11 protein-coding genes are annotated in these 15,215 nt (G+C 48.3%); 1 reads left to right on the top strand and 10 read right to left on the bottom strand.

Annotated elements, in window-relative coordinates; genetic code table 11:
* Positions 1 to 108: 108 nt before the first annotated feature.
* On the top strand, positions 109 to 984 hold the full coding sequence (locus tag LACPH_RS04925; RefSeq protein WP_274784670.1) for a PPK2 family polyphosphate kinase: 876 nt from the start codon (positions 109 to 111) through the stop codon (positions 982 to 984).
* A 71-nt stretch (positions 985 to 1,055) separates the two neighbouring features.
* On the opposite strand, the gene LACPH_RS04920 is transcribed toward LACPH_RS04925, so the two are convergent.
* The 10 genes from LACPH_RS04920 to ligA all read right to left on the bottom strand — a co-directional run bounded on the left by LACPH_RS04920 (position 1,056) and on the right by ligA (position 15,214).
* Positions 1,056 to 1,871 (bottom strand): Cof-type HAD-IIB family hydrolase, encoded by an 816-nt coding sequence (locus LACPH_RS04920; protein ID WP_274784669.1) that lies wholly within the window; start codon positions 1,869 to 1,871, stop codon positions 1,056 to 1,058.
* A gap of 104 nt (positions 1,872 to 1,975) precedes the next feature.
* Positions 1,976 to 3,199: an MDR family MFS transporter gene (locus LACPH_RS04915; RefSeq protein WP_306387354.1), complete on the bottom strand. Its 1,224-nt coding sequence runs from the start codon at positions 3,197 to 3,199 to the stop codon at positions 1,976 to 1,978.
* Between the two features lie 468 nt (positions 3,200 to 3,667).
* Complete coding sequence (locus tag LACPH_RS04910; RefSeq protein ID WP_306387352.1) at positions 3,668 to 5,719, bottom strand: glycoside hydrolase family 3 N-terminal domain-containing protein; 2,052 nt, start codon at positions 5,717 to 5,719, stop codon at positions 3,668 to 3,670.
* A 451-nt stretch (positions 5,720 to 6,170) separates the two neighbouring features.
* Positions 6,171 to 7,541 carry a 23S rRNA (uracil(1939)-C(5))-methyltransferase RlmD gene (gene rlmD / locus LACPH_RS04905; protein ID WP_306387350.1) on the bottom strand — a complete coding sequence of 457 codons (1,371 nt, stop codon included), beginning with the start codon at positions 7,539 to 7,541 and terminating at the stop codon, positions 6,171 to 6,173.
* A complete protein-coding gene (locus LACPH_RS04900; RefSeq protein ID WP_274784665.1) occupies positions 7,534 to 8,568 on the bottom strand; it encodes a diacylglycerol kinase in 1,035 nt (344 codons plus the stop codon). Before LACPH_RS04900 ends, rlmD begins: the two co-directional genes overlap by 8 nt.
* 218 nt (positions 8,569 to 8,786) lie before the next feature.
* Complete coding sequence (gene gatB / locus LACPH_RS04895) at positions 8,787 to 10,217, bottom strand: Asp-tRNA(Asn)/Glu-tRNA(Gln) amidotransferase subunit GatB (protein WP_217774580.1); 1,431 nt, start codon at positions 10,215 to 10,217, stop codon at positions 8,787 to 8,789.
* A gap of 1 nt (position 10,218) precedes the next feature.
* Positions 10,219 to 11,673 carry an Asp-tRNA(Asn)/Glu-tRNA(Gln) amidotransferase subunit GatA gene (gene gatA, locus LACPH_RS04890; RefSeq protein ID WP_274784663.1) on the bottom strand — a complete coding sequence of 485 codons (1,455 nt, stop codon included), beginning with the start codon at positions 11,671 to 11,673 and terminating at the stop codon, positions 10,219 to 10,221.
* A gap of 3 nt (positions 11,674 to 11,676) precedes the next feature.
* Entirely contained in the window at positions 11,677 to 11,973 is a 297-nt protein-coding gene (gene gatC / locus LACPH_RS04885) for an Asp-tRNA(Asn)/Glu-tRNA(Gln) amidotransferase subunit GatC (RefSeq protein ID WP_087911900.1), read from the bottom strand.
* A gap of 52 nt (positions 11,974 to 12,025) precedes the next feature.
* A complete protein-coding gene (locus LACPH_RS04880; protein WP_025012942.1) occupies positions 12,026 to 13,177 on the bottom strand; it encodes a CamS family sex pheromone protein in 1,152 nt (383 codons plus the stop codon).
* 12 nt (positions 13,178 to 13,189) lie between these two features.
* Complete coding sequence (gene ligA / locus LACPH_RS04875; protein WP_274784662.1) at positions 13,190 to 15,214, bottom strand: NAD-dependent DNA ligase LigA; 2,025 nt, start codon at positions 15,212 to 15,214, stop codon at positions 13,190 to 13,192.
* Between the last annotated feature and the right edge of the window lies 1 nt (position 15,215).

The raw sequence follows: 15,215 nt of genomic DNA, 5'->3' as shown, positions 1-15,215 counted from the left end.
TTCTTGATCGTAAGTTTAGCATAGGTTTAAACACAAGGAGCGTCAATCACTTGCACATCACGCTTGGAACCACTATGTTGAAAATAAGCAAATAGTGAGGGTGATTAAATGACATTAGAAAAATACCGTTTCGACGGAACTGGCACGTTTGACATTAAGGCATTCGCCACGGCACCACCAGATGAATTTAAGAACAAAAAGGACAAAATCAAGGAAGATATCGAGCATAACATCAAGACACTGTCGAAGGTGCAAGAACATCTAGCCGCGCAGAAGCAATACAGCGTTCTCATTATTTTTCAAGGGATGGATGCAGCGGGAAAAGACAGCATGATTGAGCACGTGATGTCCGGAATTAATCCCCAAGGAACAACGGTTGTGTCGTTCAAGGTGCCTACTGAATTGGAATTAAGCCATGATTTTTTGTGGCGGATTCACAACGCCTTCCCGGCTGGCGGCGAATTAACCGTCTTCAATCGATCGCAGTATGAAGAGGTGCTCGTCGATCGAGTTCACCCAGAACTACTACTGAAAGAAAATCTTCCCGGTATCGATTCGGTTTCCGATGTGCATGACGACTTGTGGACAGAACGCTTCAATGACATTAAGGCCCTTGAAGCATACGCTCGCCGCAACGGCATTCTACTTTTAAAGTTTTTCCTGCATATTTCCAAAGCCGAGCAAAAAGACCGTTTCCTTAAACGCATCGAAATTCCGGAGAAAAACTGGAAGTTCTCACTGGCTGATATTCGCGAGCGCCGCTACTGGGACGACTATCAAAAGGCTTACCAAGAAGCCATTCAGCACACTGCCACCAAGAAAAATCCGTGGTACATTATTCCGTCTGATGACAAATGGTACTCGCGCCTAGCCGTTTCGCAGATTATCAATCGCGAAGTGACCGCCTTGCCACTCAAGTATCCGGTCATCTCGGAAGCGCAAAAGCAGGGGCTGGTTCAGGCCGTGAGTGATTTGAGAGATTAGATTAATTTCATTTGAAACTGTTTCAAATGAAAATCCCTTCAACTTCATGACTTCCGAAGTTGAGGGGATTTTTATTGCGCTTCACCCATGGCGTAGCGCTGAATTGCAACGGCGGCGCCATCGTGATCATTATCAGGTACAACTGTTTTAATCACACTTGACACTTGTGGCAAGGCATTGTCTAAGGTCACGCCTAACCCAGCGGCCTGCAACATAGGAAGATCATTTTCACCATCGCCCAGCGCCATCGTCTCCGGTATCGGAACGTTATACAATGAGCTCAGGGTTTGCAACGCCGATTTTTTCGAAACGCCATGCCGCACAATTTCCAGATAAGTTGCCTTCGACCGGCTGGCAACCAGCTGCCATTCCGGATGCGCCAAAATGATTTTCTCGGCGCGGTCTACCATAGCAGGATCGCCCATGCATAGCATTTTCTGCACCGATAAGTTATCACGCAACATGTCCCGTATCGGTGCGGTTGTCGGCATTATATCAGTGATTGCGGCTTCCTGATCGGTCCATTTGTCAAAAGCAGCAACATACCAGTGCGTGCCGCTGAACACGTTCAAACTCAGAGGAAGCGTCGATAAAGCGTGATAGACACGGGGTGCAACCCCTTCCGGCCAGGAGGTTGCCGCTAATATCCGAAGTTGCTCACCTTCTGGCTGGCCAATCAAAGCACCGTTCAGACTGACCAGCGGCACTTCCAGTCCCATTTGGCAGGCCAACGCGATCATCGCCAACGGAGGGCGTGCCGACGCCAAGACGAAAATCCCACCTGCAGCAACATAAGCCTGAATTGCCTGCTTAACCCCCGCCGTCAGTTGATGTTGCGAATTCAGCAACGTGCCATCAATATCACTCAAAATCAAACGATAGCGCAAGAAAAAATCTCCCTTCCCGATCAGGATGAATCGGACATTTTCAAAAAGGCAACCGAAAACATCGCACCCTCATCATTTCAAGCGGCAACTGACCTTGTCAAGCACTATCTGCTGTGTGCTGCTGGATGCAACGGATCATTCAGCGCAGGAATGCTCTCCCGAACCGTAAAGGCAAAGCCTAACACCGCCAAAAGAATCAACCCCGTCGCACTGATGAAGAGCAGGCGATAACTGCTAGTTCCCTCAATAATCATCGCGCCCAACAGCGGTCCCAAAGCCCGGCCTGCGGAGGCAAATCCCTGAATCAGCCCTTGATAACGGCCTTGTTGCCCAAGTGGCGTAAACAACGTCACATAAGTCGAAACCGCCGGCAACGCTAGAACTTCTCCTACCGTCAAAACGACCATCGCAACAATGAACGTCAGGTAGGCACCGGATCCATTCAACAAAATCAAAAACGATCCGGCAAACAAGATAAAGCCAACGACCAAGCGTAACCGAATATGTTTTAGCAACCAGCGATCAAATGCTGTCAAAATTGGCTGGAACAACACAATCAATAACGCGTTGATAGTCCATAAGAAACTGTAGTCCTTAATTGTGAGCCCTTCGCTTAGCATAAAGGCAGAAATGTTACTCTGCCACTGTTCGTACATCAACCATGTTACAAATAACGTCACCATCAACATCACCAGACGCGGCCGCGCCGGATTCCGGCCTTCTTGGGTCACTTGCTTAGCTGACGCCGTGATCGTCACCTTTTCAATGCGATAGTGCCAGAGTGCGACTACCAAAAAGATGGCAAATAAACCGGCCGCCAACGCAAAGACCATGGCAATGCCATAAGGTAAAACAAAGCCGACAATCAGAGTACCGATAACAAGGCCAAGGTTTGACGTAAAATAGAGCACATTAAACACAACACTCGGGCGCTTGTCCCGAATGCGCGTCGCATAAGAATTAATGGCTGTGGCTGTCACCCCGCTGCCTAAACCGGAGATGACTAACAGCAACGGATATGCCGGCCACCCATGAAAGAATATCAGCAAAGCGGTTGCGCCAAGATTCAAGCCGATCCCGGCCAAAATGGTGCCATAAGGTTGCCAATGATCAAACAGCCAGCCGCCGAGACTATTGCCCACAACCATAAACATCGAATTCAAAAACAAAACGATGCCAGCCACGGTCAGCGACTCACCCAAATATTCATGCATGTAAATCGTTGTTAACGGCCAAATCAGGCTAATACCCGTATTGGTAATCAGTGATCCCAAAAACAACCACTTCATGGCCAAGGTCTTATGTTGCACAATACTCCCCCATTTCATGTCACTGCTACTGATGATAATGGAAACGAGCGGAAAATGGCAACACGAATGAGCAAATATTTAGGGGGTTATCATGGTTTGCCCAAAAATCTTAGGCAATAAGTTCCCGGCCGTGCCAAACTCCGCAATCTCCGGCCAGCTGGGGCTGGAACGTGGTGGGCACGACTTAGAGCCTCTGCAAAACCGGCAGAGTCTCTAAGCTCGGCCTTGTACTACGCCGGGAAGATCGCCCGGCTAGTACAATTTCACCACTGAGCCCCATCTGGCCTACGATTGCTCCGCCTTGGCACTCATATCTCAAATAACGCCATCATATTACCTCAGGGAAATAAAAAGTGAATATACTCTCATCATTGCACAGAGTATGTTCACCTTTTTTATTGTGACTAGGCTTTATGAACCAGCCTCTTGTTTGTTAACATATCTTCCAAATAACTTGGCAGAAGCAGTCCGTACTATCTGATCATTTTAGTCGCGTGCTTTACGCCACCAAATCATACCCACCGTGGTCAAAATGAGCACGACACCGAGTATCACAAGTCCGTTAACCACTTTTTCGCCTGCACGTGGCATCACGTTATTGTCTCCGCGAACTTTGTTAGGCGACTTTTTATCGGTAAAGGTCACTTTCTTCTGCTGCCCGGCTTCGCTATCTTGAGTTTCCAATCCGGTTGCGGCCGCTTTTAGCACTTGAACCGCATGATCAATGACGGGTTGCGTCGCATTTTTATCAGCAAGAACCTGTTTGGCCGCAGCTAATGCCGCTTCCAGTTTTGTCCAGGTACTGTTGGTGTATCGCTTAGCATCGTATGCCAGGACTTGGTCAACCAATTGCTGTAAAGCATCTTTATTGATTTTGACATTAGCTTTAACAAGCTCGGTAATGGCTTTCTGCAATGTTTGCGCTGCATGATCAACCGCAGCTTGGGTCGCCTCCTGGTCCGTCAAAACCTGATTGGCCGCAGTCAACGCAACTTGGTATTTGCCCCACGAATCGCTGGTGTAATCATTGGCGGCATAGGCGGCGCCCAGGTTCACAAGTGACTGAAGCGCGGTTTTATCGACTTTCGCGGCTTGTAGCGGTTCAATTGTCACCTGAGCATCTTCAATCCCCGGCAATCCGGTCGTCAGGGTCAGTTGTTGCGCCTTTACTGTTAACGGAATCGTGAAGTTGAATTTACCGCCTGCCCCGACATCAGCCGTAGCGACAACATGCCCTTGATCGTCTTTAACTGTCAGCGGCTCGCCGGTTTGCCAGTTACTATCCACGACCGTGCCCGACACAGTTGCGGTCTTTTTCGCTTGATCATAAGCCACGTTGTCGACCCGCACCTGTTTGGTTTCGAGTTGTGCGGCAGTTAAAAGTCCCAACTTGCGCTTCAATGACAAGATCCGGAAAACATGCTGATCGATCGCCTGTTCCGAGAGCTGACCACTGGTGACGGCTTGGTGAATCTGCGGAATCGCCGTCGCATAATCATCGTTCATAATGCAGTCATTGCCGGCCGCTACCGCCAGAACATCGACCGGAACGTTGTTATGACTGGCCGCAAATTTAGTAATGGCGCCCATCCCCAGCGCATCGGTAATAATCAACCCTTTGTACCCGAGTTTGTCACGCAGAAGGTCAGTGACAACACGCTTGGAAAGTGATGCTGGATAAACCGGATCGACGGATTGCATCACAATATGGGCAATCATAATTGAATCAACGCCAGCATCAATGCCTGCTTTAAAGGGCAGAAGATCCTCTTTTTCAAATGCTTCTTCCGATTTCGTCACAACAGCAAAATCAGTATGGGTGTCAACTGCCGAACCATAACCCGGAAAATGCTTAACCGTCGCTGCAATGCCGGTATTTTGCCATGCAGGAACAACCTGTGAAATATAATCTGCTGTTGCCGTATAATCCTGGCCGATCGTGCGTGGATAAATGAAACTATCGGTATCAGCCGTGCTGTCAGCGACCGGCGCATAATTCCAGTTAATGCCCAAATTCTTAAGTATCGTACCAACCTGCTGCGCTTCCTGGGTCACTTTTGCCATGCCGCCTTCAGCGAATAAGGCTTGCGGTGACGGAAAAGCGCGCCCATTTGCAATCAACGGGTTCTGACTCAATCGGGACACACTGCCGCCTTCTTGATCGACGCCAATCAGCAACGGTAACTTGGCACTATCTTGAAAACTCTGCAATTTGTTCTTAAAGGCTGTTTGTGCCGCCTCCGGTGTTGATCCTTCCACACTTGTGAAATCAGCTCCATAAACGATTAAGCCTCCAAGATGATACTTCGCCACATCGGCACGCGCCTGTGCTGTGTCTTGCGGTGTCCGTGAAACAAACATCTGCCCGATTTTCTCATCAAGCGACATCTTGGAAATGTACTGGTTCAGTTCCGCGTCGCTAATCGGTTGGTCACCAGCAGCATGAGCGACTGAAGCACTTGAAGATAGACCAATTGATCCTAAAAGTAAGACGCCACATCCAAGTATGGACGCCACCCGTTTGCCAAACTTCTTCATGAAAGTCCTTCTCCTTCCACAAATCTCCCAACAAATACTTAACATCATATTCTTTATCAGGTGAGATGACTGCCAAGCGCTAATAACTGGTAGACTTGACAGTGCACTAAATCCGGTTGTCTAGAGAATCATTAAGCACAGGCTCATTCTTTTCGGAAACTAGCAATTCCTAGTCATTTCTATTCCTATACCGAAAGTTGAAATATTATTAATATTTTGTTATCCCCTCCCATTTAATTTGCAAATCCCAGCCATTAACGACAGTGTAAGCGTATGCGCCATTGCTGATGGTGTCAAGCAATAATTGATTTAGAACTATTTAATTTTTAATGATAAGATAAGGCAATCACTATTAAAAAAGCCAATCTCAGATTGACGATTTTCGTCACTAAGATTGGCTTTCGCAAATACTTATGCGTTAAATACTTTATAAAAAACCTTACACCCGAAATTAATCGAGCGTCAAAGCCGTAATGCTCTCAATATGCTGCGTCTGAGGAAACATGTCCACCGGCTGAGTTTGCTTGGCGGTGTAGCCGAATCCTGCCAACAATTGCAAGTCGCGCGCTAATGTTGCAGGATTGCAGGAAACATAAACGATCTTTGGCGGTTTCATGTAACCCACCGCATCAATGAAGCTCTTGTCCAAACCCTTACGCGGCGGATCAACCATCAAGACGTCTACAGGCAAGTCAGCGTCTTTCCATTTTTGAATCACATCTTCTGCCTTACCGACTTCAAACGTCACATTTTTAATATGGTTGCGGGCGGCGTTTGCCTGAGCATCGCGCACCGCTGATTCAACCACTTCAACGCCATAAACGTGTTTGGCATGACGCGCCATGGTGAGCGAAATGGTGCCGATACCGGAATAAGCATCAATAACAGTTTCTTTACCGGTCAATCCCGCTGCTTCAATGGCTTGGGTGTAGAGTACTTCGGTTTGAACCGGATTCACCTGATAAAAGCTAACCGGCGAAATCTGAAATTCGCTGCCTAACAGTTTATCCAAAAGGTAATCCTGGCCATAAATCGTTTTTGATTTGCGACCAAGGATGACATTGGTGCGCTTATCGTTTAAGTTCACCACAACACTTGTGACTTCCGGTAGTGCCAGCGTAATTTCTTCGACAATATCTTTCAGGTGTGGCACCTGCCAAGTGCGCGATACCAAGACGATCATCATCTGGTGCGTGGCGTGACCACGGCGAACCATGATGTTCCGAATAACGCCGCGGTTGGTCCGCTCATCATATGCTGGCACCTTGTATTTTCGTAAAAGATCCCGAACAACCACAATGGCGTGGTCAATTTTAGGATCCTGAATCAGAAAATCTTCAATTGGCACCAGGTCATGGCTGTGTTTTTTATAGAAACCGGTTTGCAATTCACCGTTGACCATGCGTACCGGCACCTGCGCTTTATTGCGGTAACCGAGCGGATGGTTCATGCCAATGGTCGGCAAGACATCAATCGCTAAGTGGGCTTTTTTATAAAGTTCTTCGATTTGGCGCTGCTTGAACTTCAGTTGCGCCGGATAAGCCAAAATCGACAGTGGCGCAATCCCTGTGCGAATATAAGCACCGTCTGCGCCCGCGACTCGATCGGGCGAATCGGTTAAACGTTTGACCACCTTGGCAAAGCCGTATTGTTTTTGAACTTTCAGCACGTGCACCTGCATTTTTTCGCCAGGTAAAGCATCCTCGATAAACAGTGGAAAACCAGCGACTTTTGCGACGCCCATGCCTTCATAAGTGAGATCCTGAATGGTAACTTCCAGATCCTGATTCTTGGTAACAGCTGGTTGGGCCAAATTAGTCATCCTTTTCATCTTGTGAGCCGATTTGACCATCACCATCAATATCACGATGCGAGATCGATTCGACTTCTGCCATGTAATCCTTTTGCTTCTGCGCATCCGTCCCAAGATTCTTGGTCGGGATTTCATCCAGATTAGCATACATCGCAATATGTTGCTTCAAATTAACAAATGTCATCGGTGCATCGCCGCCATATTCACCATCTAAGTTGATTTTAAGCGTCTCATTACCACCGGTTTTGACTTTCAGCTTCCTGGTCTTGGTATACACAATGTTCGGGTCGTCGACATGCCGCCCGCCGTTAAACACCAACGCCATCAGCTTCAGTAAATTCGCCATATTCGCCGTTTTGACGATAATCAGGGAAAATTTACCGTCACCCAAAGCAGCGTCAGGCACAATCTGTTCAAAGCCGCCAACCGAATTTGTCAAACCAAGAAAGAACATGCTAGCCGGGCCTTCGTAAACGCCGCCATCATACTCCAGCTTCATCGGCATCGTCCGAACAGCCGGCAGCATTTCCGCTCCTTTGATCACGTAAGCAAAGTAGCCAAAAATCGATTTAACTTCAGACGGCACTGAGTAGGTAAGCTCACTTAATAAGCCGCCTGCCGCGATATTCATGAAGTAGTGATGGTTTGCCTGACCAATGTCCATCGCCAGCGTCTGCCCTTTTAAAATCACCCGCGCCGCTTCAACCGGATTATCCCGGGAAATTCGCAGTGCCCGCGCATAGTCATTGGTGGTGCCAGCGGGAATGATCGCCATTTTCGGTCGCTTCTTGGCCGGCGCGATGCCATTGACAACTTCATTAATCGTCCCATCACCACCGGCCGCGACAATCAGTTCAAAACCGGCTTCCGTGGCGCGTTTTGCTTCTTCGCGAGCAGAAAAAGGCTTCGGCGTTGTCTGAAACGTCGAGCTTTCATAACCTGCTTGCTCCATGATATCTAAAATGTCAGGAACGAAACGCTTTAGCCCTTCGTTGCCGGAGGTAGGGTTGTAAATCAAACGCGCTCGTTTTCTCATGGCTTATTGACTCTCCTTCAGTGCACAAGTTAACGCGCAATGCTGCGAACTTGTGGGTTCTCTTTATTCGGTTGGTGCATGTCCAAATCTGATAGCGACAAAAAATTTTAGCTTAGCCTAAACCGGAAAAACGGCGGCCCCGTGATTCACTCCGGACCGCCGTCAATCTTTACCAATTGTATGCTTACTTGCTAATGGTTCACAAGTACTGAAACGAATTAGCGCTTCTTGATCTCTGCCATCAGAATTTGGTTGACGACTTTAGGATTGGCCTGACCATGCGTTTGTTTCATGATCTGACCCACAAGAAAGCCAATTGCCCGGTCCTTACCTGCTTTAAAGTCATCAATACTTTGCTGGTTATCATCCAACACTGCTGTGATAATCGGGGTTAGTTTAGCCGGATCAGACAGTTGAATCAAGCCTTTTTCGCGAACCCAATGATCAGGATCGGTATCATGTTGGATAATTTCTTTGAAGACTTTCTTAGCCATCTTGCTGGAAATCGTACCGTCACCGATTAACTTGATCATCCCTGCCAAATGCTCCGGAGTCAGCGCGACTTGGCCTAATTCCATATGCTTGGCGTTCAAGTAGCCGGACACTTCGCCCATCAGCCAGTTAGACGCCTGCTTGGCATCAGCGCCTTGTGCCACGGTGGCTTCAAAGAAGTCTGACATTTCCTTGGTCTGAGTCAAAACGCCGGCATCATATGCTGGAATGCCCCAGTCTTGGATGTAATGCTCACGCCGTTCTGCCGGTGGTTGCGGCAACGATGCCTGAACCTCGTCAATCCACTGTTGTGATACCGTGACAGGCGGTAAATCCGGTTCCGGGAAGTACCGATAATCATCGGCTCCTTCTTTGACCCGCATCAAAATGGTCTCTTTTGCATCCGGATCCCAACGCCGGGTTTCCTGACGTACTTCACCACCACTAAGCAACACCGACTGCTGGCGCTTTTCTTCAAATGCTAGCCCATCGCGAACATGAACAAAGGAGTTCAGGTTCTTGATTTCGGTTTTAGTGCCAAGATGTTTTTGCCCGATTGGCCGAATGGAAAGGTTAGTGTCGACACGCATGGAACCTTCTTCCATTTTAACATCGGAAGCACCGGTAAACTGCACAATCTGGCGAAGCGTTTCAAGATAGGCATACGCTTCTTCCGGACTGGTGATATCCGGCTTAGAGACGATTTCGACCAGTGGTGTGCCTTGCCGGTTCAAGTCAACATAGGAATAGCCGTCATCTTCGTGCTGGTTTTTACCGGCATCTTCTTCAACGTGCAGTTCCGCAATGCCGACTTTTTTCTTTTTGCCATTGACTTCAATTTCAACCCAACCGTTTGTCCCAAGCGGTTTCTCACTTTGGGTAATCTGATACGCTTTTGGGTTGTCCGGATAAAAATAGTTCTTCCGATCAAAATGAGTCTCGCGGGTCACATCCGCATGCAGTGCTAAGGCAACCATAATGCCAAGTTGGTAAGCGCCGCGGTTAATACTCGGCAAGACGCCTGGGAAGCCCCAATCAATGACATTGGTTTCGGTATTAGGTTCCTGACCATAAGTCACCGGTGCTGGCGAGAACATTTTTGACTTAGTTTTTAATTCAACGTGGACTTCAAGCCCGATTGTCGTTTCAAAATTCATCTTATTTGCCTCCCGGGATCTGTGCTAAGTAGTCGTTTTGCGTTTCAAAAGCTGCGGCAACTTGGAAGATCGTGCTTTCGGCAAAAGGCTTGCCAATGAGTTGCAACCCAACCGGCATCCCATCAACAAAGCCTGCCGGTACGGAGGCCGCCGGTAACCCGGCTAAATTAACAGGGATTGTCAAAATATCATTCATGTACATCGTGACCGGATCGGTAACTTTTTCGCCAATCTTAAAGGCAACCGTTGGCGTCGTTGGCCCAATGATTAAATCATAATCGTTGAAGACTTTTTCAAAGTCGCGGGTGATCAAGGTTCGTACCTGACCGGCTTTTTTGAAGTAGGCATCGTAAAAGCCTGCAGACAGACTAAAGGTGCCCAGCATAATCCGCCGTTTAACTTCTGGTCCAAAGCCTTCGGAACGGGAACGAACATAAACGTCTTCGATATTGTGGACGTCCTTGGCGCGGAACCCATAACGAATTCCGTCAAATCGCTGCAAGTTCGAACTAGCTTCAGAACTGGCGATGATGTAATAAGCTGGGACAGCGTATTGGGTGTGCGGCAGTGAAACTTCCGTCACCGTGGCGCCCAAGTCTTCAAGCTGTTTGGCCGCCGCTTTGATCTTGTCAGCAACTGCCGGATCGACCCCTTTACCTAAGTATTCCTTAGGCAGTGCAATCTTCATACCTTTGATCGCCTGGCCAATCTTTTCGGTATAGTCAGGAACCGGCGTGTCAGCGGTCGTACTATCCCGTTCGTCGTGGCCGGCAATCACATTCAGAACCTGCGCCGCGTCTTTAACGTTACGAGTCAGCGTCCCAATTTGATCAAGGCTTGAGCTGAAGGCAATAAGCCCCCACCGGGAAACCCGGCCGTATGTCGGCTTGAACCCGACAATCCCGTTAAAAGCGGCCGGTTGACGAATCGAACCACCGGTATCACTACCCAAAGCAGCGACCACTTCACCAGCAGCAACAGCAGCCGCAGAACCGCCTGAAGAACCACCTGGAACGCGCGTATAATCCCACGCATTTTTGGTTGTCTTAAAAGCCGAGTTTTCGGTTGAAGAGCCCATCGCAAACTCGTCCAGATTGGTTTTTCCAACATTGATCGCACCTGCTGCTGCGAGTTTTTCGACAACGGTTGCATTATAGATCGGATTAAAGTTAGCCAGAATCTTGGAGGCTGCGGTCGTCACCACACCCTTGGTCACGATGTTGTCTTTGATGGCGATCGGAACCCCGGATAACGGTTGGCCTGCATCAATCCCGGCAGCATCCACAGCAGCTGCCTGCTTCTTGGCTCCGTCTGCATTGATGGCAAGAAAAGCCGCAACATCCGGGTCGATTTTGTCAATGCCGGCTAATGTCTCGTCAACTAATTGCTGACTGGTTAACTTACCAGTACGCAACTGTTCATGAAGCTGATCGAGACTGGTCTTAAAGTAATCCACGCGTTAATCGTCCTCCTTATCAATAATCGCCGGCACTTGAATCAAGGTACCCTTCTTGGTCGGAACATTCTTGAGCAATTCGGCAACCGGTTCCGCTGGCTTGGCAACATCCGGACGCATTACGTTCTCCAGATGAATACTTTGCGTGGTGACCGGTACATCTTCGGTCGAAACCTGCTCCAACTGTTCGACCATATCCAGAATCTCCGCAAGTTGATCGGTGTACTTCTCCAAATCAGCTTCAGAAAATTGCAGCTTGGCCAGACCGGCCACATGCGCAACACTGTCTTTAGAAATCATGCAATCCCCGCTTTCATTTTCTTTTTCATTCGTAGTTTACCATAAGATTGCCTCAATAACTCCCAAATACATGAGTATAAAAGCCTTTGTCACCGGAACTGCGCGAAACAAACGCCTGGATGCCTTGGGTACTTTGAATGGTAATTTCAATCGGAACGCCTGAAGGAAGGTATTTGCTGGCAGCAGTTGAAATATACTGGGTAAAGCTCTGAATTTCGGTCAACCCATAGAACTGGGTATTAACGGTGATATTCAGGCCAGCCAGGTTGCCATCTTCATAATGTGCCTGAGCGGTAATCCCCGCCAATGTCGGGAAGAACCCTTTTACCTGATTCGTAAAACTGGAAAAATCATTTGAAACGGTACTGTTAATCGCCTTGTGATCGCCGACTACCGGCAAAACCTCATTTTGCTGATTCAGTTTCTTCCATGAACCGATATCAGTGCCGTTTTTACTGGTGGCATGTTCGACATAAACACCGCCGACCAGACTATCCTGTTCCGCATTTTTATAAATGCCGACCACAATTGGAATATCATCCGGCACTTTTTCCATTTTGCGTAAACGGGCGACGACTTTTGCCGCAATCGCTTCGCCTTGCTTTTTGATGGTTTCATCGGAGATTTCTGTCTGATATTGGGCGCCATATTCCGTCTTGGTATAATAGTCGACCTTGTTCATACCTAACGCAATCGCAATCCCGCCTAACTTCATGCTATTGCCATCTTGCAGCATGAAATCCTGTTCAAGAATTTGTTGCAGATAAATCGGGTTACGGGTATCAGGATCCTTTTTCCCATTATCAGGCGGATTTAGGCCTTCAGCATTGGATTTTGATTCACGTTTCAGCCAGCTTCTGGCAGTGGCGGTGCTCAAGAGCTGCCCTTCTTCAAAAGAATACTTATCAGTCGGGAACTGGTTCTTGGCTAACGTCTGCAAGCCACTTTCCATACTCTTGATATTGAAGGTGTTGTCGCCTTGGTCATTTTGCTGCAGCGTCAAACCACGTGCACTGCTCGTCTGATAACGGCCGTTCTTGATAACCCCTTGATACATACTGTTATCAACTGTCCCCGTTGTCTGGTAGCTTCCTGTTTTAGTGCCGCCTGTACTGCTGCTATTACTGTCTAGATTCAACTTGCCACACGCTGCTAACAGCATAATCGCACCGGTCAGTAAGGTTAACGTCAAAAATTTCTTCATTGATGAAGTTCCTCAATTCTTCAAGTTCGCCAACAATTCTGTTTCATCCATCGTCGGAACATTTAATTTCTGGGCTTTCGTCAGCTTACTGCCAGCTGCTTCACCGACAATCACCAAATCCGTTTTCTTTGAAACCGATCCGGTAACTTTGGCGCCTAATTTTTCAAGCTGTTTCGTCAGATCCGGGCGGGAAAACTCGGCAAATTTACCTGTGATGACCACGGTTTTCCCGGAAACAAAGCTGTCTTTTACCGCGGACTGCGTTGGACCGGTATAACGTAGGTTGACCCCTGCAGAACGCAATTGATCGATCAGCTTTCGTACCGTATCAGTCTTGAAATAGGTCACAACGGCTTCGGCAATAGTCGGCCCAATATTAGGAATCTCCGCAATGTCTTCCTGACTGGCAGCCATCAGGTGATCCAAGTCGCCAAAATGTTCCGCAAGAATTCGCGCGGCTTTCCCGCCAACGTGACGAATCCCCAATCCAAAGATTAGGCGTTCCACGGAATTTTGCCGACTGTTATGAATCGCACTTAATAAATTATTAATTGATTTTTCTTTGAATTTGTCCAGCTGAGCCAGATCGGTTGCAGTCAGGCGGTAGAGATCGGCGACATCCCGCACCAGGTGTTTGGCCTGCAGCTGCGCAATGATTTTAGGACCCAAACCGTCAATGTTCATGGCGTTACGCGAAGCAAAATGTGTCAGCTGCTCCTGCATTTGTGCCGGACACATCGGATTAATGCACCGCAACGCCACTTCATCATCGAGGTGCACTAGTTTCTGACCGCACGACGGACATTTTTCCGGAATTGGCGTCGGTGGCGTATTCGCCGGGCGCTTGGCAACCAACACCCGCGAAACTTCCGGGATAATGTCGCCAGCTTTATGCAGCATGACCGTATCGCCAATGCGAATGTCTTTATCATGAATCATATCCGCATTGTGTAAGGTTGCCCGCGAAACCGTCGTCCCCGCCAGCTGAACCGGATCCATCACCGCAGTCGGCGTGACAACCCCGGTTCGACCGACAGTCCAGACGATTTCATGGATTACTGTCTCGGCTTCTTCAGGCGGAAACTTATACGCAATTTCCCACCGCGGCACTTTAACCGTGTTACCTAACTGGGCTTGCAGCGCCAAGTCATTGACTTTTAAAACGATCCCATCAATTCCATACGGCAACGCATCGCGATCACTTGTGTACTTAGTAATGTACGCATCAATCGCCTGCATATCACTGGCGACTTCCGAACTGGGATTGGTGGTAAAGCCCAAATCATGCATGAACGCAATCGCTTCATGTTGCGTTTTCACGTTAAACCGATCAGGATCAATCAACGTGTAAATAAACGTGTCCAGTTCCCGGCCGGCCGTGACACGCGGATTTAGCTGACGCAAGGAGCCCGCGGCCGCATTACGTGGATTGGCAAATGGCGGATTGCCTTCAGTTTCCTGCCGGGCATTCAATTTGGCAAACGCCGCTTTAGGCATATAGCATTCACCGCGTACTTCGAGTGACAGTGGCTTTTTCAAGGTTTTCGGTACCGAATCAATCGTTAGCACATTCTTGGTAACATCTTCGCCAATGTTACCATCACCACGCGTCGAGCCTTGGACTAACTTGCCATCTTCATAAATAAGCGATAAGGCAAGTCCATCAATTTTTAACTCCACATTATAATCAACCGGATGCCCAACATTAGCCTGCATGCGCGCATCCCATTCGCTAAGTTCTTCAAATGAAAAGACATCGCCCATCGACAACATAGGGATCGGATGCTGAACTTTGGCAAAATCCGAGTTGATCACATCGCCAACCTGTTGCGTCGGCGAATCGGGGGTGACCAGTTTAGGAAATGCCGCTTCTAACGCCTGCAAGTCACGATAATGATCGTCATAAACGTTATCCGTTACGGTCGGTGCGTCTTTGGTGTAATACTCCAGACGCCATTGATTTAATTGCTTGCGCAGCTTGGCGACTTCCGCCTCGGCTTCTTCAAGCGTAAATTGAGCAGCTGGTTTTGTTAACACG

The sequence above is a fragment of the Lacticaseibacillus parahuelsenbergensis genome (assembly GCF_030770265.1).
In the GTDB taxonomy this organism is placed as follows: domain Bacteria; phylum Bacillota; class Bacilli; order Lactobacillales; family Lactobacillaceae; genus Lacticaseibacillus; species Lacticaseibacillus casei.
The sequence above is the reverse complement of the archived record's forward strand: the minus strand, read 5'-3'. Positions and strand labels throughout refer to the sequence as shown.

What these genes read in the sequence shown, in the direction of transcription:
- gatB (WP_217774580.1), bottom strand. Translation starts at nt 10,217, where the DNA reads ATGAATTTTGAAACGACAATCGGGCTTGAAGTCCACGTTGAATTAAAA.
- LACPH_RS04910 (WP_306387352.1), bottom strand. Translation starts at nt 5,719, where the DNA reads ATGAAGAAGTTTGGCAAACGGGTGGCGTCCATACTTGGATGTGGCGTC.
- gatC (WP_087911900.1), bottom strand. Translation starts at nt 11,973, where the DNA reads ATGATTTCTAAAGACAGTGTTGCGCATGTGGCCGGTCTGGCCAAGCTG.
- LACPH_RS04880 (WP_025012942.1), bottom strand. Translation starts at nt 13,177, where the DNA reads ATGAAGAAATTTTTGACGTTAACCTTACTGACCGGTGCGATTATGCTG.
- LACPH_RS04915 (WP_306387354.1), bottom strand. Translation starts at nt 3,199, where the DNA reads ATGAAATGGGGGAGTATTGTGCAACATAAGACCTTGGCCATGAAGTGG.
- LACPH_RS04925 (WP_274784670.1), top strand. Translation starts at nt 109, where the DNA reads ATGACATTAGAAAAATACCGTTTCGACGGAACTGGCACGTTTGACATT.
- rlmD (WP_306387350.1), bottom strand. Translation starts at nt 7,541, where the DNA reads ATGACTAATTTGGCCCAACCAGCTGTTACCAAGAATCAGGATCTGGAA.
- LACPH_RS04900 (WP_274784665.1), bottom strand. Translation starts at nt 8,568, where the DNA reads ATGAGAAAACGAGCGCGTTTGATTTACAACCCTACCTCCGGCAACGAA.